Here is a 25,697-nt window from a genome sequence, read left to right on the forward strand (position 1 = left end):
ACATCTTAGGTTTAGGAAGTAGCTATACACTTCTGAAGAGTTATTATGTCTATATACGAACTTACCCAAGGATACGTTAATGTTCGTAAACTTGGGTAAGATTTGAGAGATATTGTTTGGAGAGGACTTAGAATTCACCTCCTTACAAAGACAAACAAAAAAAATCAGGGTATACAGATACCTCTTCCAAAAACATAAAGAAGTTATAACAAAAATGGCTGTAAGCCCGATAGCCTACAGCCATTTTTGATATAACCCACTATATACGAATCAGATTCTCGCAAGCGTCGTAACAATAAAATCCCATGTACGGGCAACAGACGGAATGCTTACACGCTCGTCAGGAGAATGCGGATGCTGCAAGTCCGGGCCGATAGAGATCATGTCCATATCGGGATAGGATTCCTGGATGATACCGCATTCCAAGCCGGCATGCATAACCTTTGCCTCCGGCTTCTTTCCGTACAAATCCAAATAAGCTTGCTGCATGATTTTCAGGATCGGCGAATCAATATTCGGCTGCCATCCTCCGTAACCATCCGAATATTCCACTTTCGCCCCGGCTAGAGAGAAAATACTTTCCAAACTTGAACAAACAGCTTCCTTGCGGCTCTCGGACGAACTGCGAACCAAAATCTGAATCTCGATCATCTCGTTCGAGGACTTGACGATTGCCAAGTTTGTAGACGATTCGACCGTGCCCGGAAAATCGACCAGCATACTGATCACACCGTTCTGGCAACCTTCTATCGCATTGATCAGATCATCCTGAATCTCTTCCGGAATCAGAGTTACCGGCATATCGGTCATTTCGGCCGTAAAATTAATATTGTGTTCAATACCCTTATATTCGGAGCGGTACATTTCCTGATAATCGGAGACAAGCTCCCAAAGAGCTTCCACATTATCGCCCGGGATCGTTATGATGGCAAAAGCCTCGCGCGGGATTGCGTTGCGCAACGAACCTCCGTCGATAGATGACAGACGAGCCCCATAATCGCGTACGGCCTCTTTCAAGAAACGGAACATCAGCTTATTCGCATTCGCACGTCCCAAATGAATATCCACACCAGAGTGACCGCCTTTCAAGCCGGTCAGGCTGATTTTCACGGCAACATCGCCCTCCGGAATATAAGTATCTTCCTTAAATTGCATGGAGACATTCAGATCGGCGCCACCGGCACAACCGACAAACAACTCGCCTTCTTCCTCCGAATCACAGTTTAACAGGATTTCCCCTTTCAGGAAACCCGGCTTCAAACCGACTGCACCATCCATTCCCACTTCTTCGTTAATGGTAAAAAGGGCTTCCAGAGGACCGTGCGTCAATGTCTTGTCCGCCAGGACAGCCATAGCAAAAGCAGCACCCATACCGTTATCAGCACCCAATGTCGTTTCGCGTGCTTTCACCCAATCTCCATCTATATAAGCATCGATCGGATCGGTTAGAAAATCATGCTTTACCGAAGAGTTCTTTTGCGGAACCATATCAAGGTGAGACTGCATGGTCACGGTTTTGTGTCCTTCCATTCCCGGAGAAGCCGGTTTACGAATCAAAACGTTTCCCACTTCGTCCTGCAAAGTTTCCAATCCCAATCCTTTACCAAAAGCTACCATAAAACGGGTTACAGCCTCCATATGTCCGGTCGGACGAGGGATTTGCGTAAGGTCATAGAAATAACCCCAGACTGGCTGCGGAGAAAGATTTTTGATTTCTGCGGACATAATAAAAAACGGTGTTTTTTAAATTGTCAATTGACAATTAGGTTAATAATAATGTTATATATCGAATGGACAACCGGACATTTAATTGTCAATTGTCAATTGATTTATTCATAAAGGGAAGCGCCACCACACCGAACAACCCCGTAAGTCCGAGCCAAGCGGTTTGCACCGTATGCACCACCAGGGCGAAAGCCGCAGCATCGGTTTCTTTTACCCCGAAGCACATTAAGGTGGCGATCACCATAAAATGCCACGGGCCAATACCTCCCTGAACGGGTACCGCTACGGCGATACTACTCATCGTAAAAGCGATCAGACCGACCGTAACGCCCAAATCACGGGTAAAATCGAAAGCATAGAAAGTGATGTAGAAATACAGGAAATATCCTGTCCAGATCAACAGGGTTTGAATCACGAAAAGACCTTTACGCTTCATCAGCCAGATGCTCTTCATTCCGTCCCAGACGTTCTGCAACATCGACTTTGCTTTCTTGACCAGCGTAAAGTTACTCATATATGTGAATATAAACCAAATTCCGGCAATAAAAATTACGCCGGCCACGTAAATCCATATCGAGTTGAACATAGACTGGAAGCCATCCAGCAACGCCGGGTTCTTCGCAAAGAAGCTGCGGAAGAAATCAAAATTGAAGATAATGATGGACATTGTGATCAGTCCGACCATGATGGTATCGCTCACACGGTCGACGAGCAGTGTCCCCAATAGGCGGGTAAATGGTATTTTGTCATATTTGGTTATCATCCCGCAACGCCAGACCTCCCCGACACGAGGCAACACAAGGTTCACGGCATAATTCCCCAGCACGGCATAAATCACGTTGCCGGTCTTCACCTTATCACCTAATGAACGGATCAGCAACCCCCAACGCAATCCCCGGATAATATTGGCTCCCAAACCGAACAGAAGGGAAAAAAGAATGATCTCATAGCGAACCCCCTTACGAATCACATTCCAGATCTCGCCGATATCCATCTTACTGTACAGATACCAGAGAAGTAAACAACCGAAAGCAAGCGGGAGAATTATCTTGAGAAACGTGCGTAGAATTGCTTTAAAATCCATTATGCGTAGATGACTTTAAATTATTTGTTGTATTTTTGTACGCCTGCAAAGATAAGCATTATATTTAAATACGAACACATTACACCAAAGAAGTGGATGAGATTAGTTAAGCCAAAGAAAGCATTAGGACAACATTTCCTGAAAGATCTGCAAATAGCTGAGCGTATTGCAGATACATTGTCCGATTACAAGCAGTTGCCTGTATTGGAAATCGGCCCTGGTATGGGCGTCCTCACCCAATTCTTACTGGAAAAAGGGCATGATCTGACAGTAGTGGAACTGGATATGGAATCGGTCGATTACCTGGAACAGAACTTCCCTGCCTTGGAAGGCAAGATTCTGGCCGAAGACTTTCTACGTCTGGATCTTAGCAAGCTGTTTCCGGACCAGTTTTGCGTGATCGGTAATTATCCTTATAACATATCCAGCCAGATATTTTTCAAAGTGCTCGACTACAAGGAACATATTCCCTGTTGTTCAGGCATGATACAGAAAGAGGTGGCCGAGCGCCTTGCCGCCGGTCCAGGCAGCAAGACATACGGTATCCTGAGCGTACTGCTGCAAGCATGGTATGAAGTGGAATATCTGTTTACGGTCAGCGAAAAAGTATTCGATCCACCTCCAAAGGTCAAGAGCGCGGTGATACGGATGGTACGTAATAACCGGAAATCATTGGGATGCGACGAGAAGCTTTTCAAGACGGTTGTCAAAACCTCGTTCAACCAACGCCGCAAGACATTGCGTAACTCCATGAAACCGCTATTAGGAAAGGATTGTCCCGATTATCCGCTCCCGATTTTCGACAAACGACCGGAACAGTTATCCGTAGAACAGTTTGTGGAACTGACACTGATAACAGAGCGGAACTTAAACGATTTATGATTTCAGATTTATGATTTATGACTTATGGAGCTTGTATTGTTTCATAAATCATAAATCATAAATTATAAATTCTCCCAAAATGATTGAACTGACGAAAGATTATATAGACAATCTGAAAGACATCATCACAGAGAAGGATGACGCAAAGATCAAGGAGATACTGGACGAACTATATCCGGCGGACATAGCCGAACTGTACCAGGAGCTAAATCTTCAAGAGGCGATCTACCTCTATCTGCTGATGGATGGCGAAAAGGCAGCGGATGTCTTGATGGAGCTGGACGAAGAAGACCGTCACAAGTTGCTGAAGGAACTCCCGAACGAACTGATTGCCAAACGCTTCGTGGACAATATGGAGACCGACGACGCGGTTGATCTGATGCGTGAGTTGGACGAAGATACCCAGGAAGAAATTCTTTCGCACATCGAAGACGTAGAGCAGGCGGGTGATATCGTCGACCTGCTGAAATACGACGAAGACACCGCCGGTGGTTTGATGGGGACCGAAATGATCGTGGTGAACGAAAATTGGAGTATGCCCAAATGTATCGACGAAATGCGCAAGCAAGCCGAAGACATGGATGAAATCTATTACGTCTATGTAGTCGACGACGACGAGCGCCTACGTGGAGTCCTCCCCTTGCAGAAGTTGATCACCAATCCTTCCGTCTCGAAGATCAAGCATGTGATGAAGAAAGACCCGATCTCCGTCCGCGACAGCGACAGTATCGAAGAGGTGACCGAGACAATCGAGAAGTATGACCTGGTCGCCCTGCCGGTTATCGACAGTATCGGGCGTCTTGTCGGACGTATCACCATCGACGACGTCATGGACGAAGTACGCGAACAGCACGAACGTGATTACCAATTGGCATCCGGTATCTCGCAGGATGTGGAAACTTCGGATAACGTCTTCACCCAAACAGCCGCCCGCCTTCCCTGGCTCCTGATCGGCATGATAGGCGGTATCGGGAACTCCCTGATCTTAGGTAATTTCGAAGGAAATTTCGCCGTCAACCCCAAGATGGCACTGTTTATCCCGCTGATTGGGGGGACAGGCGGAAATGTCGGTATCCAGTCTTCCGCCATCGTAGTACAAGGCTTGGCCAACAACAGTTTGAAGGAAGGGAACATTCTGCCTCAGATATTGAAAGAGTCTGTCGTTTCGCTGATCAATGCCAGCATCATCAGTTTAGTCGTATTTATCTATAATTTTTTTATGTTAGGCGACAGAGGCATCACCGCTTCGGTTTCCTTAAGCCTGTTTGCAGTCGTGATGTTCGCCAGTATCTTTGGAACATTGGTCCCCATGACACTCGATAAACTAAAGATCGATCCCGCTTTGGCCACCGGGCCGTTTATCACGATTACAAACGACATTATCGGTATGATGATTTACATGTTCATTACGTCTGCACTGGCCGGATAGTTAAATATTATATGTTGTAGAACATATTTCTTGCGAAGATGTTATCTTTGCAGCGGTTATCTAAAAGACAGTAAGAATATGCTAATAGAAGCATTTTACATCCTCTTCTTCTATTTTACAGGAGAGTTTATCAGTTATTTTATCGACGGGTTTATCCCGGGTAGCGTAATTGGAATGGTGTTGTTATTCCTGGCGCTGGCATTCAAGATAGTCAAACCTAACAAAGTGAAGAAGCTCTCCACGCTTCTGACCGAAAACATGGGATTGTTTTTCCTACCTGCGGGTGTGGGATTGATGAACTCGCTCGGCATCATCTCCCAGTATTGGGTAGTGATCGTAACAGCCTCCGTTGTCAGTACCCTACTCGTAATTGCCAGCGTGGCACTCATCCAGCAAAAATTAGGAAAGGAGACGGAGAGTAATGAATAACCTGGCACAATCGGAAGTATTTTCGCTGACTTTGGTAATCGGCACTTATCTGGCTTCTTTGGCTTTGTACAGAAAGACACATATCAGTCTGCTGCATCCTCTTATCACCTCCATATTAGTCATTATAGTTGTTCTGAAAGCGATGGATATCGAATACGAATCGTTTCAGAAAGGCAGTCACCTCATCCATTTCCTGTTGGGGCCGTCGGTCGTGGCGTTAGGATATGTACTGTATGAGCAGATCCAATACCTGAAAGGAAATGTGATTTCGATCCTGACGTCCGTCTTTGTCGGAGCAATTGTCGGGATTGTCAGCGTTATAGCGATCGGCGAACTGATGGGAGCAGATGCCGCGTTAGTCGCCACGCTCGAGCCGAAGTCGGTCACAACACCGATCGCAATGGGCATTGCTGAAAAATCCGGCGGCATTCCTTCCCTGACAGCCGTCATCGTTGTAGCAGTCGGAATCTTCGGTAGCATTGTCGGACCGTTCGTGATGAAAATCTTAGGCATTGAAAGCCGTATAGCCAAAGGATTGGCGTTGGGTGCCTCTTCGCACGGGGTAGGCACTTCCGTTGCCATCCAGATCGGTGCGGTGGAAGGGGCTTTGAGCGGACTTGCCATCGGCTTGATGGGGATCATGACGGCTATCCTCGTTCCGGTTATCAGCTTTATTATTTCGCTCTTTTAGCTTCCCAGTCAGAGAGTGTGTCAAAATCCCCTTGTGGGGGTGTGTCAAATTGATATTACCGGACGCGGATGACGCAGATTTATTTTGCTGATAATTAAAATATCTGCGTCAGTCTGAGCTCGTCTGCGTTGTCTGCGTCCGGTAATATCAATTTGACACACCCTCATAGGACAGTTTCGACACCCCCGTATTTTGCCGTTGTATATCCTCTGCTTATCAAACTGATTTGCAACCTATTTCCAAATAAAAATGCAGAAGTTTATTGTTACTTTAAGAGGAAAACACTACTTTTGCACCCGAAATCCATCACGAGATAAATTAACAATATAATATAAAGCACATTAGTATGATTAATTCACAGGACATCAAGAAAGGAACATGTATCCGTCTGGACGGTAAACTCTATTTCTGCGTCGATTTTCTTCACGTAAAACCGGGAAAAGGTAATACGATTATGCGTACAACCCTGAAAGACGTTGTCAAAGGCGGTCAGATCGAACGTCGTTTCAATATCGGTGAAAAGCTGGAAGACGTACGCGTAGAACGTCGCCCGTACCAATATACATATCAGGAAGGTGAACACTATCACTTCATGAATCAGGAAACTTTTGACGATATCATCATCGACAAAAACCTGATCAACGGTGTGGACTTCATGATCGAAGGCCAGATTGTAGAAGTTGTTTCAGATGCTTCAACAGAAACTGTCCTGTTCGCAGATATGCCTGTAAAAGTACAGTTGAAAGTAACTTATACGGAGCCGGGTATCAAAGGTGACACAGCAACCAACACTTTGAAACCTGCAACAGTAGAATCAGGTGCCGAAGTACGCGTTCCGTTGTTCATTGAAGAAGGTGAGATCATCGAAATCAATACACAGGACGGCTCTTATGTAGGACGTATCCGGTAAAATTTATGATTTTAGATTTATGATTTATGATTTATACGTTGACAAGATAAATCATAAATCTAAAATCATCCAAAACTCTCTTTCTATGAAAATAAAAGAATGGGCAGAAGAAGACCGCCCACGCGAGAAAATGTTATTGAAAGGTATTGCATCCCTTAGCGATGCCGAATTACTGGCCATCCTGATCGGCTCCGGCAACAGCCAGGAAACCGCTGTCCAACTATCGCAACGCATATTAAGTTCCGTCGACAACAACCTGAATGCCTTAGCCAAACTTTCCATCAAAGATTTGATTATCAAATTCAGAGGTATAGGAGAAGCGAAAGCGATCACTATCAATGCAGCTCTCGAACTTGGGAAACGGCGTGGCAACAGCACCCCCATCCAGCGGCCTGCCCTCCGTACGAGTGACGACGCCTACCGCCTCTTTCATCCCTTGCTCTGCGATCTTCCTCACGAAGAGCTATGGATCGCACTGACAAACCGTTCTTCTTTTGTCATCGAAAAAGTCAAAATCAGTCAGGGCGGGACAAGCGAGACCTCTGCAGACCTGCGTATCATCCTGAAAGCTGCGATCAACGCCCTTGCAACAGGCATTATACTTTGCCATAACCATCCTTCGGGAAACATCCGCCCCAGCCAGCAAGACGACCATCTGACACAACACCTGCGCGATGCCGCCCGCTTGCTCGACATGCAATTACTAGATCATATTGTTCTGACAGATGGCAGTTACTACAGCTATTCGGACGAGGGAACCCTATAAGATAAAGCTATGCTTTACGAAGGATAACCCTATGCATTAGCCATCGCAAAGCTATTGGTTACAGAACAGAACTCATCCTTTCCTGTTATTAATTGTCAATTGTCAATTGTCAATTGTCAATTAATTCGTACGTTTGCATTCAAATTAAAGAAATATGAACAACGAATTCCTCCAAACAGAAGAAGCTATTGTCGCCATGCTTAAAACCGTATACGACCCGGAAATCCCGGTGAACGTCTACGATCTTGGACTGATCTATAATATAGAGGTGGACGATGAGAAGAACGTCCGCATCGACATGACCCTCACCGCGCCCAACTGTCCTGCCGCCGATTTCATTCTGGAAGATGTCCGGATGAAAATAGAGTCTGTCGACGGCGTGAACAATGTGGAAGTAAACCTCGTGTTCGAGCCTGAATGGGATAAGGACATGATGTCCGAAGAAGCCAAACTTGAATTAGGTTTTTTATAGAGACATGGATTCCCTTCGAAAGAAAATATATTTTGCATCGGACGCCCATTTGGGCGCCCGTTTCCATAAAGACCCGCTTGCCATTGAAAAGAGACTGGTACGCTGGCTGGACAGCATCAAAAACGAGGTAATGGCGATTTATTTCTTAGGGGATATGTTCGACTATTGGTATGAATATAAATACGTCGTACCGAAAGGATTCGTCCGTTTCCTCGGCAAGTTGGCGGAACTATCCGACAACGGGGTGGAAATCCATATCTTTATCGGCAATCACGACATCTGGATGTTCGACTACCTGACAAAAGAGATAGGTGCGGTCATCCACCGGGATGTGCTTACCATAGACCTTTTAGGCAAACGGTTCTTCCTTGGGCATGGCGACGAGGTAGACTATCGAAGCCGAGCATTCCGTTTCCTCCGCACCCTTTTCCGCAATCGTTTCTGCCAATGGCTGTATGCAGGTATCCATCCCCGCTGGACATTCGGCTTCGCTCTCGGCTGGTCGCTCAGTAGTCGCAAAAGCGGACTAAAAAAACATAAGACAAGGGAAGCTGCCGAATACCAGGGTGAAGACCACGAATATATGGTTCTCTTTGCAAAAGAATACCTCAAGACGCACCCGGATATCAACTTCTTTATCTTCGGGCACCGCCATATCATGCTCGACCTGATGCTTTCGCGTTCTGCGCGGCTGTTGATTGCGGGTGACTGGATGCAATACTTCTCCTATATCGTCTGGGACGGGGAAACCCTGTATATGGAGCAGTTCGAGACGGAGTAACTACCCAGCGAAACCGAACGCACACAATCCGGCACAGGAGCCATTTTTTATGGGAAGGGAGCTATATTTCGCAGGACAGGAATCAAACCGGCAGAGACATCCCAATATTATTTTTTCCAGCAGACCACCAATGTCTCCTCCGGATGAACAGTCAGAATATCACCATTTACAACACCTCCCTTATCGGCAAAGAGAACTTCCGCTGGACGCTTTTTCCCATCCGTCTTCAAAGCAATAGTTTGTAGTGTACCCGACTTGTTTACAACGACAGCCATATAGGCCTCTTTCGTTTCCGAAAGCTTCATAAGGACGTCTCTATGATAGGTTTGGAAAGAATAAGGCAAACGATCAGTATTGCATTCCCGGCAAACCCACCCGGCAAGCGGAGCACCATCTCCTTGCCAAGCACCGCTACCCAACAGTCCCGGAACCCAGACCACCTCTCCTTTTCCAAAGGCAAAACGGGAAGCTAATGACAGTTCTCCTCCCCTACTGAGCGTTTCAGCACCTTTATCGGGACGGATCAGACCTTTCCAGCCGTATCCCGGCACAGGCTGTTCATAGCCCTTCAAGCGGTACAGACAGGGAGTATCAATTCGTTTAAATTCGGATACACAGCCCCCGAAAAGATTTTTCAGAGAGAAACCTGTCAACATCTGGTTGTGTACGTCCCCATCATAGAAACCCGTCATTCCATCCACAATCAGTTTGCCTCCTTTGCGGACAAAAGACTCCAATAATGGAACATAGGAAAGAGGGACTGCAATCTGATGAGCCAGGATAATCGTCTGTCCCGTATAATCCGGACAGCTGAAATCATATTCCTCAAAGGCTTTCAGGTTGGGGGTAATACCTCTTTCCGACAAAGCTTTGAAATATCCTAACATATTTGTCATACACATGGCACGACCATCCTGAGCAGCAGGCGTACCTTGCGACACGACTGTTTCCGTCCAAAGAGATTCACGGATATAGACAATGCTGATTCCTGGATCAAGTTTCTTTGCCTCCGAGAAAAGCGGTTTATGTCGCTTCAGGCAATTACCAACCTCTGCTACCGCAGTGACACGATCGGTAGGCTGATGCTGGAAATCAAGCAACGCCCATTCACCCGACTCGATACCCGAAGCACGCGGATTAAGCGACCAGAAGATACCGCCTTTTCCCTCTGTCCCCATGACGATCCAGAGCCATTGCGTGATCTCCTCCTTTGTCGGACACATGGCACGGCCACCGCTATAGGTATTATTACCACCTTGCAGTTCCGTCATGAACCAGGGCAAGTTTCCTGCACCGGACAACAACAGCTCGCAATCAGCCGACATGGCCAGGCTGTATTCTTCACGCGGAAAAAGGGTAAAATGCCAACTTGCATGTGCCGATCCGCCCAAGCTATTCAAGAAACGGCGCCATTCCGGGAAATTATACTCGGCGATATTAGAAAAAATAGCATGGTTGTTTACATGTAAGTGGATATTCTTATCATGCTTGCGCACTTCGGATGCGATCCAGTTCAACATCCAAGTAGTCATATAGTTCATAAAGCGCTTATCCTGCAAATCGACCAATACCGGATAGCCATTTTCCAGATATTCCGGCTGCGGATACTGCCTGTTCCATTCCTTGCGCATCTGGCGTGAAAATTCGTTATCTTTCAGACCGCCTCCCGGTTCGTTAATCAGCACCCAGGCATACAAAGACTTGAACTGTTTGAAGTGAGTGGTCATTTGCTTGATATATTCGGCAAACGAATTCAGTTGTACGCGGCTTTCAGGGAATTTCCACCCACCGATATCCGTCTTTTCCGTTAGTGGGAAGAAAGTCCCGATAATCTTGATATCATACTTCTCCGCCAAACGGAAAGCACGGTCGAAAAGAGAAAAGTCCCAACCTCCCGGCTTACGCATATACGACTCGAACATACGAATGCGGCAAACCGACATGCCGTTGTCACGCATCGTCCGAAACCATCCTTCGGTTTCTTCTTCCGTCTGGCCGGGTTCGATAAAGACCTGTGCCCCTATGAGCGGATAATCATCGACAGAGATTGACTGCTGTCCTTTTACATATTCCGGCAGCAACAGTGCCGAGAGGAATAAAAGAATTAAAAACTTACAACATTTCATGGTATGATACTGAATTAAAATGGTTAACCAATTGATTAAGAACTCTGCCAAAGATAAACAAATAACCCGTAATCCGTTGTAGACAGGCATAAAAAAAGACCGCCCCAACCGGTGTCGGGGCAGTCTAAACACTAATCCTAATGTTTTGTAAGCTGTGAGGATTAGAATAATTATTATTTACCTAATATATCCATTGTATCGGCAGCGATCATGTATTCCTCGTCTGTCGGTACCACGATGATCGTGACCTTGCTGTCCGGCGTGCTGATAACCATTTCTTCACCACGCATACCTTCGTTCTTTTCAACGTCGATCTTCATACCCATGTATTCCATGTTTTCACAAACGACACGACGTGTCGCCCACTGGTTTTCACCGACACCGCCGGTCCATACCAAGATATCGCAACCGCCCATAGCAGCAGCATAAGCACCGATATATTTCTTGATACGATAGTTATAAACGTCCAATGTCATAATAGCTCGTTCGTCTCCCGCAGCTACCGCATTTTCCAAATCACGCATGTCAGAAGAACCGCCTACCAAACCGGCAACACCACTCTTCTTATTGATCAAATCCGACAAGCCATGGCCATCCAACCCTTCCTTATCCATAATGAAAGAAAGAGCGCCAGCATCTACATCGCCGCAACGAGTACCCATCAGCAGACCTTCAACCGGAGTCAGCCCCATAGAAGTATCAACACATTTGCCGTGGTCTACAGCAGCGATGGAACCACCGTTGCCTACATGGGCCGTAATAATCTTCTGTTCTTCATAAGGAACGCCCAGGATTTCGCAAGCACGACGGGAAACATAGCGATGACTTGTCCCGTGGAAACCGTAGCGGCGTACACCGTATTTCGTATACATCTCGTAGGGCAAACCATACATATAAGCCTTAGCCGGCATTGTCTGGTGGAAAGCCGTATCGAACACAGCCACCTGGGGAATACCCGGAATCAATGCTTCCATAGCATCGATACCCTTCAGGTTAGCCGGGTTATGCAACGGAGCCAGATCCGAACATTCGATTACCTTGTTGATCACATCCCGGTCGATCTTCACGCTGGAAGCGAACTTTTCACCTCCATGTACCACACGGTGGCCGACAGCGTCGATTTCGTTATATTCCTTGATGCAGCCATATGTCTTGTCAGTCAGAATACTCAGGATAAATTCGATACCTTCCTTGTGGCCGGGCATTTCTTTTTCCAAAACAACTTTCTTACCGTCTTTGTCGGTCAGTTTCAGGAATGCACCGGGCAGACCGATCTTTTCGATACCACCTTGTGCCATTACTTCACCGGATGTCATATCGAACAATTTATATTTAATAGAACTACTACCGCAGTTTAATACTAATACTTTCATGATTTAATGATTTATGAGTTGGGATTTTAGGAATTTATGAATTATGATTTATCATCGTCACATAAATCATAATTCATAAATCAAATTATTTATTCGCTTTCAAACCTATCGACTGGTTACATGCAATCGCAACCATCTTATAGATATCGTCAACAGAGCAACCGCGAGACAGGTCGTTAACCGGAGCAGCCATACCCTGCAGGATAGGACCTACAGCTTCTGCACCTCCTAAACGCTGAACCAGCTTATAAGCGATATTGCCCACTTCCAGAGTCGGGAATACCAAAACGTTAGCCTGTCCGGCAACATCGCTGCCCGGAGCCTTCAATGAAGCGACCTTTTCAACCAAAGCGGCATCGGCCTGCAATTCTCCGTCAACCTTCAGGTCGGGAGCCATTTCTTTTGCCAGACGGGTAGCTTCGACAACCTTGTCGACCATCTCGTGAGAGGCACTGCCTTTCGTAGAGAAACTCAGCATGGCGACACGCGGTTCCATTCCTACGATATCGCGGGCTGTAGCAGCTGTAGCAATAGCGATACTTGCCAATTCTGGTGCTGTCGGATTCGGCATTACGGCACAATCGGCAAATACCAAAATGCCTTCTTTACCATACTGGGGAGTCTTTGTAAACATCAGGAACGCACCTGAAACGCAACTCATACCCGGAGCAGTCTTGATAATCTGTAAAGCAGGACGCAACACATTGCCGGTCGTGTTCTGTGCACCAGCGATTTCACCGTCGGCATCGCCGGATTTAATCATCAGGCAGGCAAGAAACAAAGGATCTTCTACTAAAACGGCAGCCTTTTCGGGAGTCATACCCTTTTTCTGGCGCAACTGGAAAAGCAGGTCTGCGTAAGCGGCTTTCTTTTCGTGATTCTTCGGATCGATAATAGTAGTTTGTCCGATGTGGTTCAACCCGTACTGAGCAGCCAGGCTGTTGATTTCAGCGGGGTTGCCAATCAGGATAATGTCTGCAACTTCGTCGGCCACTAAACGGTCGGCAGCTTTCAATGTTCTTTCTTCTGTTCCTTCAGGAAGAACGATACGCTGTTTGTTTGCTTTAGCGCGTGCAATAATCTCTTGCATTAAGTCCATAGCGGAAGATCTGTTTTTATTATATTGTTAGTTAGATATCACAATAATCGGGTACAAAAGTAGGCAAAATGCAATATAGAGTTTGCAAAATCAGTAAAAGATTTACATGCAGACCTATCAGTTTCAGAACATTTAACAATAATTTGTTACTTCCTTCTCCCCTGACAGGATTTGTTGCAAATCCTCTGCCGTAACGTTCACTTCTATTTTACCATTATGAGCGACCGATATCTTCCCACGTTCTTCCGAAACGATGATTACCAGTGCATCCGTTTCGAGAGACATTCCCAAGCCGGAACGATGGCGTAATCCCATATCTTTCGGCAAATTAGCGTTTTGGGCAACCGGAAGAATACAGCCGGCAGCCTTGATACGATTGTCCGCAATGATCATGGCGCCATCATGCAAAGGACTGTTTTTGAAGAATATATTTTCGATCAGGCGGGCATTGACATCAGCATTGAACATTTCACCGGTATGCTCATAAACGGTCAGATCGACATCCTGCTGGATGCATATCAGTGCTCCCGTCTTTTTCTTCGCCATATTCATGCAGGCCAGGACAACCGGGGCAATAAACTTCCCTTCGTTCTCCTTGTCATGGTTCTTCTTCGAAAATATTTTTCCCAGGAACTTCCATCCCCTGTGCGAACCGAGCGCCACCAGAAAACGACGTATCTCATCCTGAAACAAAATCACCAGTACAAGGAAACCGACACTGATAAACTTGTCGAGTATCGCTCCCATCAAACGCATCTCCAACACTTGGGAAACCAGAATCCAGACAATAATAAACGACACTACTCCACTAAAGATAGCCAGAGTTCCGGAATTCTTCATCAGCTTATATGTCTGGTACAAGAAGAAGGCTACCAATAAAACATCAATCAGGTCTTTTATTCCGAAATTCATCCACATAATATTAACAGTTGAAAGTTGAAAGTTGAAAATTGAAAGTTTTCGAAACGAGTTTGACTGCTTCTACTGCGGCTTTTACGTCGTGGACACGAAGGATATCCGTCCCATTCAACAAAGCAATCGTGTTCAGGACTGTCGTTCCATTCAGGCTGTCGGCTGGTGTTCCACCCAGATATTTATAAATCATGCTCTTGCGGGAAACACCGACGAGCAAAGGTAAACCGAAATCCTTAAACTCACGCAGATGTCCCATTAACGTATAATTCTGGTCTACCGTCTTACTGAAACCGAAACCGGGATCCAATATAATATCGTTCACTCCCAACAAACGGAGCTGTCGGACTTTCCGGGCAAAATAGAGCATAATCTCCTCCATTATATCTGCATAATCGGTATGTTGCTGCATCGTCTGAGGAGTTCCGCGCATATGCATCATTATATAAGGTACATGCAAACGGGCGACCGTCTCAAACATTCCAGCATCCAACTCTCCTCCCGAAATATCGTTGATTATCGCGACGCCGTATTCTTCGACGCAACGACGTGCCACATCCGCCCGGAATGTATCGACAGACAGGGTCACATCTGGATAATGCGTATTCAGTATTTTCAAGGCAAAAGCCAGACGTTTCATCTCCTCTTCCGGTGAGACCTCTGCGGCATCGGAGCGGGAAGAATAACCTCCGAGGTCGATGATCTGTCCTCCCTCGGATAAAATTGCCTGTATGCGTTCCTCAATTGCAACTTCCGTCTGCTTCCTACTATCGGCATAAAAAGAGTCGGGAGTGACATTCAGAATCCCCATCACCAGCGGAGTATCGAGTGAGGTAAGCGTTCCTCTAATATTGAGCGTTTTATGTAACATTCTTATTTTTCTTTCCGACAAAGATAAAGGTAAATACATTAAATCACTACATTTGCGCAAAATAACTCTCATAGAAATTATAAAGGGAAAAAGACTATGACTATTCCTGAACTATATGAATTGTTTATACACAATCCGAAAGTGACAACCGACAGCCGAAACTGCCCTCGCGGTTCGATTTTCTTTGCCTTGAAAGGGGATAAATTCGATGGTAACCAATATGCAGAAAAGGCGCTGGCATCCGGTTGCGTGTATGCGGTAATCGACAATCCGGATTATTTTATAGGAGAACGCACAATCCTTGTGGACAACGTGCTGACGACCTTGCAGCAATTAGCGCACCGCCACCGTAAAGTGATCGGCTGTCCGATTATCGGTATCACCGGAACAAACGGAAAGACAACGACCAAGGAACTGCTGGCTTCCGTCCTGTCTACCAAATACAACCTTCTCTACACCGAAGGCAACCTGAACAACCATATCGGCGTACCTCTCACCTTGCTCCGCCTGACGCACGACCACGAAATGGCTGTGATCGAAATGGGAGCCAGCCATCCGGGCGATATCAAAGAGTTGGTCGACATAGCACAGCCAAACTACGGGATTATCACCAATGTCGGGCGTGCCCATCTGGAAGGTTTCGGCTCATTCGAAGGTGTGATCAAAACAAAGGGTGAATTATACGACTATATGCGCCGCACGAAAGGTAAGATATTCATCAATCAGGATAATAAATATCTGAAAGAGATCGCCAATGGAATCGAACAGGTCACATACGGTTCCGATGAAACGGCTTTTGCCTGGGGATGTGTAGTCAGCTGCAATCCCTACCTGACTTTCGAATGGAAACAACAGGGCAAAATCCACACAGTGGAAACCCATCTGATCGGTAACTACAATCTGGACAATGCCTTAGTTGCCGTTGCTGTTGGCCGTTTCTTCAAGATTCCGGCAGAACGCATCAGCCGTGCCATTGCCGCTTACGAGCCGACTAACAACCGTTCACAACTGAAAAAGACTGAAAATAACGAACTGATCATCGATGCCTACAACGCAAATCCGAGCAGCATGAAAGTCGCTTTAGACAATTTCGCCACAATGCCTGTCTCGCCCAAAGCTCTCATCTTAGGCGACATGCGCGAATTAGGTCCTACAAGCGACGAACTCCATACCGAAGTCGTAGCCCGGATCAAGGAAGGTAATTACGATAAAGTATTTCTGTGCGGCGAACATTTCCAAAAAGCCGCCGGAAAAGACTTCACCACCTATGCCACAACAGAGGAGCTGATCGAAGCCTTGCGCAAAAATCCCTTGGAAGGATATCATGTGCTGATAAAGGGATCGCACGGGATGGCCCTGGAGAGGGTGGTAGAGGTTTTATAAAAATCCACAAATCCGATTCACATGAAGGAGGTACATATCTCTGCAAAGAGATGAATTTCGATTGCGAAAACAACTGTCATACCATCATGCTTTGCCTTTTATATAATGAATATCAATCTCTACATAGAATGATAGCAGGCATGATGGATGTTTTTTTAACTATCATACTATCATAGATATAATAGCTTTTTCACACACAACATATAGCTTATTCTCAGCAATATAGCTATATATTTTTGTCGAGATCCGGGTGTCACCCCCCTGCAGACCCAGGTCTCAAGACCGCTCAGATGGGGGTGTAAATGGACCTGATACGCGTATTTTGAGGAAAAGAACTAACCTCTTTTGCTTTCCAAAGTACCTTATTCCGGCAAAAAAGGCTTATACATTCTCAAAAACATTCTGTTTTAACACTTCCAAAGTACATCTATTTCCGATAAAAACGACCAAAATGATGGTTAAACAGCTGATTTATGATAGTTGCATGATAGTTGAAATGAGAACTATCATAGCTGTATATCTTGATATTCAACCTTCACACAAGAAGCATGATGGTATGATGGTTGTTTCTAAATCATCATTCATAGATTCAAATATTCTTATATAGGACAATGTCAATCAACATGTATTAGTCCAATAAAATCAAGCCGGAACTTGTTTTTCCAAACAAGTATCCGGCTTTTCTTCTATTTTTACCATGAAATAGAAACTCAAACAATAGGTTCCCAGCCCGGTTCATACGTGCGGCTCCACAAGCGTTGAGCTTCCGGATCGTTCACAATATGACCATTGGAAGGGTCGATCATCAAGCGATGACCTGTACGCCAGGCAATATTACCCAACTGGACTAACAACGTACTTTTATGTAACTCTTCAATGTCTCCATTCGGGCGCCGGTTTGTCTTGATCGCATCGATGAAATCGGCAATATGTCCCATATCCAAGTTAGCACTCGGACTGTTCGGGTCACGACCGTCAATGACATCCTTTGAAGCAAGCTCTTTAACCAGCTTGTTCTTCATATCGAAAATGCGATACCCATTATGACCTGTTTCCAACGCTCCACCTTCACCATAGAAGATCACACCACGATCACGTCCTTCCGTATCGCGGGAATTACAACTACGTCCCTCCCAAGTTACAAGACAATCATCGCCGAACCGGATATCGATCGTCTGCGTATCAGGAGTTTCCCAATCATCCTTATAGCGGAAACGTCCGCCTTCAGAACTGACGGCTGTCGGGAAATCCAATCCCAATCCCCAACGAACGACATCTATCTCATGTGTGCCGTTGTTCAAAGCCTCGCCTGTTCCCCAATGCCAGAACCAATGCCAGTTATAATGAATCAGGTTATCCCGGTAAGAACGACGGGGAGCCGGTCCCTGCCACAAATCAAAATCAATCGTGGAAGGAGCCGGAATTTCTTTACCGAAACCGATCGATTTGCGGTTATTCGTGTACCAAGCCTTTGCAAAATGAACCTTTCCGATGACACCATTATGCAAAGCTTCTATTCCTTCCGTCAGCCCGGGCCATGAACGACGCTGTGCACCGACCTGTACGACACGGTTATATTTACGGGCGGCGGCAAGACTCAACTCACCCTCGTGAGGATTATGGCTACAAGGTTTTTCACAATAGACATGTTTACCTGCCTGACAAGCCATAATGGTTGCAGGTGCATGCCAATGGTCAGGAGCCGTCACCAGTATGGCATCGATATTTTTATCTTCCAATATCTTACGAATATCCTTTTCCGTCTTCGGATTGCCTCCAACTTTCTTTACGGCAGCAACCCCTTTTGCCAATGCTTTTTCTTCCACATCGCAAACGTAACGCATTTCCACATCCTTACGACTTTGGAAATTGCGAGCCATACCGGCACCACGGCCATTGGTTCCCATAACGGCCATATTCACTCGTTCGTTCGAACCCATAATATTCGCATAACTCTTGGCACTGGTCGCTTTGAACGACATACCGCCGATGGTCAGACCCACACCCGTTGCGGCGACTTGTTTGATAAAGCCTCTTCTTGTTGTTGTATTTTTCATGTCTCTGTTTGTTTTTTAATTATTTCAACTTTCTGATTTTTACATTTTTAAAAGAAACGACATCCCCGTGATCCTGCAAAAGAATATGCCCTTTTTCCACATCTCCAAACATAGGTTGGCAATTCTTATACTTGCTCAATTGCCAGGTTTCCTTATACAATTGGCTGCTACGGTCGAATGTCAGGATTTTCTTTCCATTCAAGTAATGTGTGACTTTCGAACCTTTAGCAACAATACGGGCCTGATTCCATTCACCTATCGGATTTACCTTTTTAGCGGATGTCGGGAACATATCATAAAGGCCACCTTCCAAGCGATTTCCGTCACGTCCTAATTTCCCGTCCGGGTGGTTTTCGTCATCCATGATTTGATACTCCAACCCTAACCAACCCCCTTTTTCGTACTTGGTGAAGAAATATTTAATTCCGCTATTGGCTCCTTTCGTGATACGGAAATCCACTTTCAGGTCGAAATCCGAATATTGTGCACGTGTAATGATATCGCCACCTCTTTTACCATCCTGTTTACGAACCGTCATTACTCCGTTTTCAATCTCCCAACCGAATGCAGGCGGGACATCTTTCCCGACAGAAGTCCATCCATCCAGATTCTTTCCATTAAATAGCAGCACCCAGCCTTCTTTCTTTTCCTTGGCTGTAAGCTGATTGTCTTGTGCCTCGACACTTCCTGTCCACGTAAACAGAAGTGCGGCTAAAAATACAAACACTTTTTTCATCTCCATTTCTATTATTTTGTTCTTACTACAATGAATTTCAAACGATCTCCTCCTGCCTTTTGAATACTATGTTTTGAACCAGGAGGACAATAGCAGGATGAAAGCGCTTCAACAATACGTTTTTCATCGTTAACCGTTACTTCCGCTTTCCCTTCCAGTATAAAAAAGACCTCCTGCCCGGTATAATCGTCTTGCTTGTATAGATGTGAATCCGAAAAAACATGTAACTGAGCATTCAAACCTCCAGCCGACATTTCTTTTGTCAGATACCACATATTTAGCCTCCCGCCTTTTGGGGTATGAAGCGAATGATCAAAGGGGATCAAGCAGTCTTTCATAGAATAATTCTTTTTCCCCGGTAAAAAAGGTTTTGACAATTTTCCCCGTATCTCACGCTTGAACATAAGATACCTGATCGGTTTATCGTCTACCCTTCGAATATTATGAGAAGAGCTTCCCGGAGCATAAAAGGCATCCCCCTGATTGAGAACATGCTCTTCGCCATTCAGATGAACGACGGATGTCCCTTCTACCATGTAAAAGAGTTCGTCTTCAAAATGAGAATGAGGTTCATGTGTCTTTATTCCCTTATCCACACACGACATCTTTACTGAAAGAGTATCCGCAATTCCGTCAGCAGGAATAAACCAGAAAGCCCAGCCTGTCTTATTCTTAATCACACGCTCATCTGAAAAAGAGGTTATACAATCCGATATTGTGTACCTTTTCTCATTTATTTGTGCAAAAGATGTACAGACGGCCAATAACAAGAAGCTTAAAGCAACACTTATTTTATTCATGGCATTAGCAAATTATGAGTTTATAATGAGGGTGCAAATACACCCTCATTATATCAATTACAACTGCGTATATCCCTTATTCTGGATAATTTTACCAGGATTAGACTGCATGACAGTCATCGGAATAGGATAAGCAAGAGCATCATCACTCCAAGTAAAATCGGAATAACCGTCAAACTTTTGTTCAGCAGTCATCACATCCTTTGCCCGTCCTGTACGCACTAAGTCAAACCAGCGATGATTTTCGAAAGCCAGTTCCACGCGACGTTCTTTTTCGATAGCCAATAACAGGTCGTTGGAGGTTGAGAAATCTGAAAGCGTGTAATCCCGTAATAAATCCGCAGCAGGTGTAATGTCCGGATCTCCCGGCGTATTACGTGCACGTTCTCTAATTTTATTTACATAGTCAATAGCAGTCTGTTTATCACCATTCGTACGAACAAGTGCTTCGGCATATAAAAGATAAATATCAGCCAACCGCAATTCGATCCAGTTGTTATCGTTGTCCGAACCGCTTGTTGAAACATCATAATATTTGCAGACATATTTTTCATTTTCCCAAGCTCCCGTCTTCGCATTCGTCCAACCGTCACGCATGGAAACGTATTTACGCGGATCACCCACTTCATAAGCATTGGACATATCTTGCGTAGGGGAATTTTCACCACCTTTATCTCCCACCAACACAACTTCTTTATCAGAAAAACGAGGTGCAAAGTTATTGTTCCAAGGACTGCCAGTAGCTCCGCCTTGCGTTCCTTTCTTATATTGGACCTCAAAAAGCGATTCCGACGTGTTCTTGTTGGATACTTCAAACAAATCTTTATAGGTTGGGACCAAAGAATAACGAGAATTACCAATTACCGATTTAAATTGGTCTATTGCTAATTTATAATACTCCTCCCCTTTATTCAGCGGATAGCCTGCCATCGTCATATAGACTTTACCCAATAAAGCCGTTGCTCCTCCTTTCGTCACACGCCCGATATCAGTAGAGCCGTATGATTCAGGCAAATTACTTTCCGCATATTTCAAATCTTGAATTATAAGATCATACATTTCCTGAAGAGAAACTCTTCCCATGTCATAAGCTTCCGTTTGTGTGATCTCCCTATCGACTTTAATAGCACCAAGTAATTCACCATTCACTCCGTATCCACCGAATATACGATTCAGATAAAAATAAATTAATGCACGCAGGAATCGTGCTTCTGCCGTATATTGAGCTTTCAATACTTCACTTTTAAATTCAATATTTTCAATCCTTCCAATCACGATATTGCAGCGCAGAATCGTTTTATAACTATCATCCCAACAGCTGGCCAAGAAATTATTTTCTGGCAATAAAGGAGATGAAAATTCATCAATTCCTTTTTCATTTGCCGGATTTCCACTTAACCAAGAATAGGTTGTGTTATCAGAGCGAATTTCTCCTAATCTGACATATGTTTGGTTATAAAGGGAGCGTAAATTCGCATAAGCGGACAATACTGCCTGGTTCATATCGGTTTCAGTCTTATAAAATCCTTCCGAGTTAAGATCCGAAGGAGGATTTTTGCTAATGAAATCATCACTGCAAGACATACATAAAACAGATAATACAAATAACAAATATATCTTTTTCATAATGATATAGTATTAAAGATGATTAGAACGTAATATTAGCACCAATTATAAACGAGCGTGCAGCCGGATATCCTAAATAGTCACCACCTTGCGCAAGACCACTTTCACTACTGGTTTCAGGATCATATCCTACATAATTCGTAATCGTAAAGAGATTTTGTCCCGTCACATAAAGACGCAGTCCTTTCATTTTCATCTTATCCAAAACTTTCTGGTCGAAATTATAGCCGAGCGTCAAGTTTCTCAATCGCAGATAAGATGCATCTTGTACCCAAGCAGAAGAAGGATCACGTTGCCAACCAGACGGTGTACGGGTCGGACGAAAATGTATACCATCACCCGGTTGATCTTTCGATTGCCAACGTCCCAATTGTTCGATCATACCGTTACGGTCGCCATGATAGATTCCGCACATACGTTTGTAAAAGCTGAAAACTTCTGCTCCATAAGAACCTGTAAACTGAATATCCAATGTAAAATTCTTATAACTGAAAGAGTTGCTAAATCCTGCTGTAAACAACGGATTATTGTCTCCTAAGATCGTTTTATCATTCTGATCCAGCACTCCATCTTTATTTACATCCTCATAACGGCCATCTCCCACTTTGTCGCCACTTAAATGTGGATATTTAGCCAATTCTTCTTCACTCTGGAAAACTCCGATATATTTATAGCCATAAAAACTGGCAATCGGATACCCAGGCTTTGTGATAAATGCATTATTCGCATTTGCAGCACTTCCATATATAGGACGTCCATCCACTCCCACTTCCAACACTTTGTTTTTATTAAACGAAATGTTGAAATTACTGGACCATGCAAATTCGCCTGTCAAATTTTTAGTATTCAACGTGAACTCCATACCCCGGTTCTGAACCTTACCTATATTTTGCATCTGGGTAGAATAGCCTGTTATAGTCGGGACTGGAACATTCAACAGCAAATCAAGAGACTGGCTATCATAAAAGTCGCCTTCCAAACGGATCCGATTATTGAACAAACCCAATTCAAAACCCAAATTATATTGGCGGGTACGTTCCCATCCCAAATCATTATTTGCCATCGTACTGGGATTGACAGTATTCTGGACAGCATCTCCTGTCGGATAAAAGCCCGTAGATAACAAACCGATAGCTGAGTAATTACCGATACGGTTATTACCAGAAATACCAAAACTTGCACGAAGCTTCAAATCGCTGATCTGCTTCACATCTTGCATGAACTTCTCCTGTGAGATACGCCACCCTAATGAAACGGACGGAAAAGTTCCCCACTTAGTATTTTTACCAAACCGAGAAGAACCATCACTACGAAGAGTCGTTGTCAACATATAACGATTATCATAAACATAATTGATACGTCCCAGGTAAGAGATCATAGAATATTCTGATTCGTCACTCGTCAGAGCATACATGGTTCCTGCATTCAAGGTCGTGATATTATCATTTGCATACCCTCGAGCTTCTCCTTTCATATGTTCGTATGTATGAGATTGAGTCGTATATCCCAACAATGCATTAAAACTATGTTTGTCAGCCAAAGTAAACGAGTAATTCAAAGTGTTTTCAATCACCCAATCACGGTCTGTCCACCGTTCATTAATACCTTTTGCTGGACGGGGAGCCTTCGAAGAATCGAAATCAACATAAGAAGGTTCGAACTTCTTCTGGATATTATCCTGTATTCCACCATTAATGCTGATACGATACTTCAAATTTTTAATAATTTCCCACTCGGCAAAAATAGTTCCTAACCATCCGTGACGTTTCCGCTTGTTCATCACCTGCTCGGCAATACCGAGCGGGTTAGCAACATCACCGGCCAAAATTTCCGGATTACGGACCATCGAACCGTACGTTCCGTCTTCATTATGCAAAGGATAAATAGGAGGTAAATTCAAAGCATACAGTACAGGAGAGTCTTTTCCATTTGCCTGCTCCGTCCCATCCGCACTATAGGCCATCAAGCTCATCCCAACATTCAAGCAATCTGCAATTTTGGAAGAGACGTTTGTACGAAAATTAAAGCGCTCATAATCAGTATTCAACACAATACCATCCTGACTAGTATAGCTACCAGAGAATGTATAACGTGTATTTTCCGAACCACCCGAAACCGATAGTTCATACTGTTGCATTAAAGCATTGCGATACAGCAGGTCCTGCCAGTCGTTATCTGGCATTTGTGCCACTGAAGCCGGATCAAGGAAATTATATTTATAACTGCCTGTTCCGTCCGGTATCATATATTGGCTACTTGCTCCGGAATAAAGAGCACGACGGGAGTTCGGATCATTGATGGAATGCGGAGACTGGTCCGGGTCCGAAGAAATGACTTTCGCATCCAGCCAAGCCTGGTTACGTCCGTCAATAAACCATTGTACATACTGGTCGCGGTTCATCATTTCGATTTTCTTTTCGCGCTGTTGAAATCCAACATATGCATTCAACTGAACAGTCGGTTTACCTATTTGTCCTTTCTTTGTCGTAATAATAACAACACCGTTAGCACCTCTCGAGCCATAAATAGCAGTAGAAGAAGCATCCTTCAACACCTGTATGCTCTCAATATCGGAAGAATTCAACAAACGAAATGCACCTCCTTCCATCGGATAGCCGTCAACAACATAAAGTGGATCGTTAGACTGCGTGATAGAACCTGTGCCACGCACCTTTATCGTCAGTCCCTCACCACCTGGAGCTCCGTTCGTTTGCTGGATCAGTACACCGGGAACCTGTCCTGCCATTGCCTCTCCAAAGTTCACAGCCGCCCTGTTTTTCAAATTTTCAGAAGAAACTGAAGCGACGGCAGTCGTTACATCCGACTTTTTTTGCGTACCATAACCGACAACGACTACTTCATCCAGCATTTCCGTGTCCTCACGCAGTTTTACATTAATGCTTTGCAGATTTCCTACTGTAACTTCCTGAGGAGCATATCCAATATAGCTGACTAGTAGAATACTTTTAGAAGAAACTTCCAATGTAAAATTACCATTCAGATCCGTTATCGTTCCATTAGTCGTCCCCTTTTCGACAATATTAGCTCCAATAACAGGTTCACCCGTCGAATCGACAATTTTACCGGAAATCTTTTTCTTGTTCTGGGTAACAGATTGGGATTTCTGAACCAATGTGATATAATTATTTTCAAATCGATACCCAATCCCAGTACTCTCAGCTACCTGCTCCAAATAATCAGATATCTTTGCAGACTTCTTTCGAAAAGACACGGTCTTATTGACATCCACATCCTGATCCCGAAACACAACCAGATAGTCGGTCTGTGTCTCGATTTCTTTGACCAGTTGTTTAATAGTCATGCTATTCTGGCTGATCTTGATCTCAATATTTTGCGCACCAGCCTCTTCTGCCATTAACTGGCACACACAAACAAACAAAAGAAAAAGTGATATTCTCATAATTCTAAAAAAAACTTTAATGCGGTTATTATGCACAATAAAGGACTGTAACAAAGTTTTTCTTTTCATATCTTTGTTCTAAATTTAAAGTGAATACTAAAAAATTACGACTTGTGTTTGCTTT

General features: G+C 44.5%; 21 protein-coding genes. 9 read left to right on the forward strand and 12 right to left on the reverse strand.

Annotated features, from left to right (window positions below; all coding sequences use genetic code 11):
* Positions 1-270: 270 nt before the first annotated feature.
* Together NQ564_RS14135 and NQ564_RS14140 are read right to left on the reverse strand one after the other, a co-directional pair.
* Positions 271-1,725 carry an aminoacyl-histidine dipeptidase gene (locus NQ564_RS14135; RefSeq protein ID WP_008146243.1) on the reverse strand — a complete coding sequence of 485 codons (1,455 nt, stop codon included), beginning with the start codon at positions 1,723-1,725 and terminating at the stop codon, positions 271-273.
* Positions 1,726-1,813: 88 nt separating this feature from the next.
* Positions 1,814-2,809 carry a lysylphosphatidylglycerol synthase transmembrane domain-containing protein gene (locus NQ564_RS14140; protein ID WP_008146245.1) on the reverse strand — a complete coding sequence of 332 codons (996 nt, stop codon included), beginning with the start codon at positions 2,807-2,809 and terminating at the stop codon, positions 1,814-1,816.
* A gap of 96 nt (positions 2,810-2,905) precedes the next feature.
* Between NQ564_RS14140 and rsmA the strand changes: the two genes are divergently transcribed.
* The 8 genes from rsmA to NQ564_RS14180 all read left to right on the forward strand — a co-directional run bounded on the left by rsmA (position 2,906) and on the right by NQ564_RS14180 (position 9,169).
* Positions 2,906-3,691: a 16S rRNA (adenine(1518)-N(6)/adenine(1519)-N(6))-dimethyltransferase RsmA gene (gene rsmA, locus NQ564_RS14145; RefSeq protein ID WP_036607887.1), complete on the forward strand. Its 786-nt coding sequence runs from the start codon at positions 2,906-2,908 to the stop codon at positions 3,689-3,691.
* Positions 3,692-3,770: 79 nt separating this feature from the next.
* Positions 3,771-5,120 (forward strand): magnesium transporter, encoded by a 1,350-nt coding sequence (mgtE, locus tag NQ564_RS14150; protein ID WP_008146249.1) that lies wholly within the window; start codon positions 3,771-3,773, stop codon positions 5,118-5,120.
* A 78-nt stretch (positions 5,121-5,198) separates the two neighbouring features.
* A complete protein-coding gene (locus NQ564_RS14155; RefSeq protein WP_008146251.1) occupies positions 5,199-5,549 on the forward strand; it encodes a CidA/LrgA family protein in 351 nt (116 codons plus the stop codon).
* Positions 5,542-6,240: an LrgB family protein gene (locus NQ564_RS14160; protein ID WP_008146252.1), complete on the forward strand. Its 699-nt coding sequence runs from the start codon at positions 5,542-5,544 to the stop codon at positions 6,238-6,240. The genes NQ564_RS14155 and NQ564_RS14160 overlap by 8 nt, the downstream gene beginning before the upstream one ends.
* 346 nt (positions 6,241-6,586) lie before the next feature.
* Complete coding sequence (gene efp / locus NQ564_RS14165; RefSeq protein WP_005634477.1) at positions 6,587-7,150, forward strand: elongation factor P; 564 nt, start codon at positions 6,587-6,589, stop codon at positions 7,148-7,150.
* An 85-nt stretch (positions 7,151-7,235) separates the two neighbouring features.
* The gene (radC, locus tag NQ564_RS14170) at positions 7,236-7,916 is read left to right on the forward strand and encodes a RadC family protein (protein ID WP_008156512.1); all 681 of its coding nucleotides are present in this window, start codon (positions 7,236-7,238) and stop codon (positions 7,914-7,916) included.
* 154 nt (positions 7,917-8,070) lie between these two features.
* Positions 8,071-8,388 carry an SUF system Fe-S cluster assembly protein gene (locus tag NQ564_RS14175; protein WP_008146258.1) on the forward strand — a complete coding sequence of 106 codons (318 nt, stop codon included), beginning with the start codon at positions 8,071-8,073 and terminating at the stop codon, positions 8,386-8,388.
* Positions 8,389-8,392: 4 nt separating this feature from the next.
* Complete coding sequence (locus tag NQ564_RS14180; RefSeq protein ID WP_008146260.1) at positions 8,393-9,169, forward strand: UDP-2,3-diacylglucosamine diphosphatase; 777 nt, start codon at positions 8,393-8,395, stop codon at positions 9,167-9,169.
* A gap of 107 nt (positions 9,170-9,276) precedes the next feature.
* Here the strand turns inward: NQ564_RS14180 and NQ564_RS14185 are convergent, their stop codons facing one another.
* The 5 genes from NQ564_RS14185 to folP all read right to left on the reverse strand — a co-directional run bounded on the left by NQ564_RS14185 (position 9,277) and on the right by folP (position 15,550).
* Positions 9,277-11,295, reverse strand: coding sequence for a type 1 glutamine amidotransferase family protein (locus tag NQ564_RS14185; protein ID WP_008146262.1), 2,019 nt, complete (start codon positions 11,293-11,295; stop codon positions 9,277-9,279).
* 173 nt (positions 11,296-11,468) lie between these two features.
* A complete protein-coding gene (locus NQ564_RS14190; RefSeq protein ID WP_008146264.1) occupies positions 11,469-12,668 on the reverse strand; it encodes an acetate/propionate family kinase in 1,200 nt (399 codons plus the stop codon).
* Positions 12,669-12,753: 85 nt separating this feature from the next.
* Positions 12,754-13,767, reverse strand: a complete 1,014-nt coding sequence (gene pta / locus NQ564_RS14195) for a phosphate acetyltransferase (RefSeq protein ID WP_005634495.1) — start codon at positions 13,765-13,767, stop codon at positions 12,754-12,756.
* Between the two features lie 132 nt (positions 13,768-13,899).
* Complete coding sequence (cdaA, locus tag NQ564_RS14200) at positions 13,900-14,685, reverse strand: diadenylate cyclase CdaA (protein WP_005644656.1); 786 nt, start codon at positions 14,683-14,685, stop codon at positions 13,900-13,902.
* 4 nt (positions 14,686-14,689) lie between these two features.
* Positions 14,690-15,550: a dihydropteroate synthase gene (folP, locus tag NQ564_RS14205; RefSeq protein WP_008146267.1), complete on the reverse strand. Its 861-nt coding sequence runs from the start codon at positions 15,548-15,550 to the stop codon at positions 14,690-14,692.
* Positions 15,551-15,646: 96 nt separating this feature from the next.
* On the opposite strand from folP, the gene NQ564_RS14210 reads away from it, so the two are divergent.
* On the forward strand, positions 15,647-16,933 hold the full coding sequence (locus NQ564_RS14210) for a UDP-N-acetylmuramoyl-tripeptide--D-alanyl-D-alanine ligase (protein WP_005644658.1): 1,287 nt from the start codon (positions 15,647-15,649) through the stop codon (positions 16,931-16,933).
* A gap of 710 nt (positions 16,934-17,643) precedes the next feature.
* Here NQ564_RS14210 and NQ564_RS14215 read toward each other — a convergent pair.
* From NQ564_RS14215 to NQ564_RS14235, 5 genes are read right to left on the reverse strand one after another with little or no spacing between them, the layout of a single operon-like run.
* A complete protein-coding gene (locus NQ564_RS14215; RefSeq protein WP_005644661.1) occupies positions 17,644-18,990 on the reverse strand; it encodes a Gfo/Idh/MocA family protein in 1,347 nt (448 codons plus the stop codon).
* A gap of 19 nt (positions 18,991-19,009) precedes the next feature.
* On the reverse strand, positions 19,010-19,726 hold the full coding sequence (locus NQ564_RS14220) for a 3-keto-disaccharide hydrolase (RefSeq protein WP_005644662.1): 717 nt from the start codon (positions 19,724-19,726) through the stop codon (positions 19,010-19,012).
* Between the two features lie 11 nt (positions 19,727-19,737).
* Positions 19,738-20,526 carry a cupin domain-containing protein gene (locus NQ564_RS14225; RefSeq protein WP_005644664.1) on the reverse strand — a complete coding sequence of 263 codons (789 nt, stop codon included), beginning with the start codon at positions 20,524-20,526 and terminating at the stop codon, positions 19,738-19,740.
* Positions 20,527-20,583: 57 nt separating this feature from the next.
* Positions 20,584-22,152 (reverse strand): RagB/SusD family nutrient uptake outer membrane protein, encoded by a 1,569-nt coding sequence (locus NQ564_RS14230; RefSeq protein WP_005644666.1) that lies wholly within the window; start codon positions 22,150-22,152, stop codon positions 20,584-20,586.
* A gap of 22 nt (positions 22,153-22,174) precedes the next feature.
* Complete coding sequence (locus tag NQ564_RS14235; RefSeq protein WP_227963164.1) at positions 22,175-25,573, reverse strand: TonB-dependent receptor; 3,399 nt, start codon at positions 25,571-25,573, stop codon at positions 22,175-22,177.
* Between the last annotated feature and the right edge of the window lie 124 nt (positions 25,574-25,697).

Origin of the sequence: Parabacteroides johnsonii DSM 18315, from assembly GCF_025151045.1 — a bacterium.
GTDB classification, from domain to species: Bacteria; Bacteroidota; Bacteroidia; order Bacteroidales; family Tannerellaceae; genus Parabacteroides; species Parabacteroides johnsonii.

Bases quoted from the DNA above. Each gene is read 5' to 3' on its own strand.
- NQ564_RS14225 (WP_005644664.1), bottom strand. From the start codon at position 20,526: ATGAATAAAATAAGTGTTGCTTTAAGCTTCTTGTTATTGGCCGTCTGT.
- NQ564_RS14230 (WP_005644666.1), bottom strand. From the start codon at position 22,152: ATGAAAAAGATATATTTGTTATTTGTATTATCTGTTTTATGTATGTCT.
- NQ564_RS14210 (WP_005644658.1), top strand. From the start codon at position 15,647: ATGACTATTCCTGAACTATATGAATTGTTTATACACAATCCGAAAGTG.
- NQ564_RS14135 (WP_008146243.1), bottom strand. From the start codon at position 1,725: ATGTCCGCAGAAATCAAAAATCTTTCTCCGCAGCCAGTCTGGGGTTAT.
- cdaA (WP_005644656.1), bottom strand. From the start codon at position 14,685: ATGTGGATGAATTTCGGAATAAAAGACCTGATTGATGTTTTATTGGTA.
- NQ564_RS14140 (WP_008146245.1), bottom strand. From the start codon at position 2,809: ATGGATTTTAAAGCAATTCTACGCACGTTTCTCAAGATAATTCTCCCG.
- NQ564_RS14235 (WP_227963164.1), bottom strand. From the start codon at position 25,573: ATGAGAATATCACTTTTTCTTTTGTTTGTTTGTGTGTGCCAGTTAATG.
- mgtE (WP_008146249.1), top strand. From the start codon at position 3,771: ATGATTGAACTGACGAAAGATTATATAGACAATCTGAAAGACATCATC.
- efp (WP_005634477.1), top strand. From the start codon at position 6,587: ATGATTAATTCACAGGACATCAAGAAAGGAACATGTATCCGTCTGGAC.
- NQ564_RS14175 (WP_008146258.1), top strand. From the start codon at position 8,071: ATGAACAACGAATTCCTCCAAACAGAAGAAGCTATTGTCGCCATGCTT.
- NQ564_RS14180 (WP_008146260.1), top strand. From the start codon at position 8,393: ATGGATTCCCTTCGAAAGAAAATATATTTTGCATCGGACGCCCATTTG.
- folP (WP_008146267.1), bottom strand. From the start codon at position 15,550: ATGTTACATAAAACGCTCAATATTAGAGGAACGCTTACCTCACTCGAT.
- NQ564_RS14185 (WP_008146262.1), bottom strand. From the start codon at position 11,295: ATGAAATGTTGTAAGTTTTTAATTCTTTTATTCCTCTCGGCACTGTTG.
- pta (WP_005634495.1), bottom strand. From the start codon at position 13,767: ATGGACTTAATGCAAGAGATTATTGCACGCGCTAAAGCAAACAAACAG.
- NQ564_RS14160 (WP_008146252.1), top strand. From the start codon at position 5,542: ATGAATAACCTGGCACAATCGGAAGTATTTTCGCTGACTTTGGTAATC.
- NQ564_RS14155 (WP_008146251.1), top strand. From the start codon at position 5,199: ATGCTAATAGAAGCATTTTACATCCTCTTCTTCTATTTTACAGGAGAG.
- rsmA (WP_036607887.1), top strand. From the start codon at position 2,906: ATGAGATTAGTTAAGCCAAAGAAAGCATTAGGACAACATTTCCTGAAA.
- NQ564_RS14215 (WP_005644661.1), bottom strand. From the start codon at position 18,990: ATGAAAAATACAACAACAAGAAGAGGCTTTATCAAACAAGTCGCCGCA.
- NQ564_RS14220 (WP_005644662.1), bottom strand. From the start codon at position 19,726: ATGAAAAAAGTGTTTGTATTTTTAGCCGCACTTCTGTTTACGTGGACA.
- radC (WP_008156512.1), top strand. From the start codon at position 7,236: ATGAAAATAAAAGAATGGGCAGAAGAAGACCGCCCACGCGAGAAAATG.
- NQ564_RS14190 (WP_008146264.1), bottom strand. From the start codon at position 12,668: ATGAAAGTATTAGTATTAAACTGCGGTAGTAGTTCTATTAAATATAAA.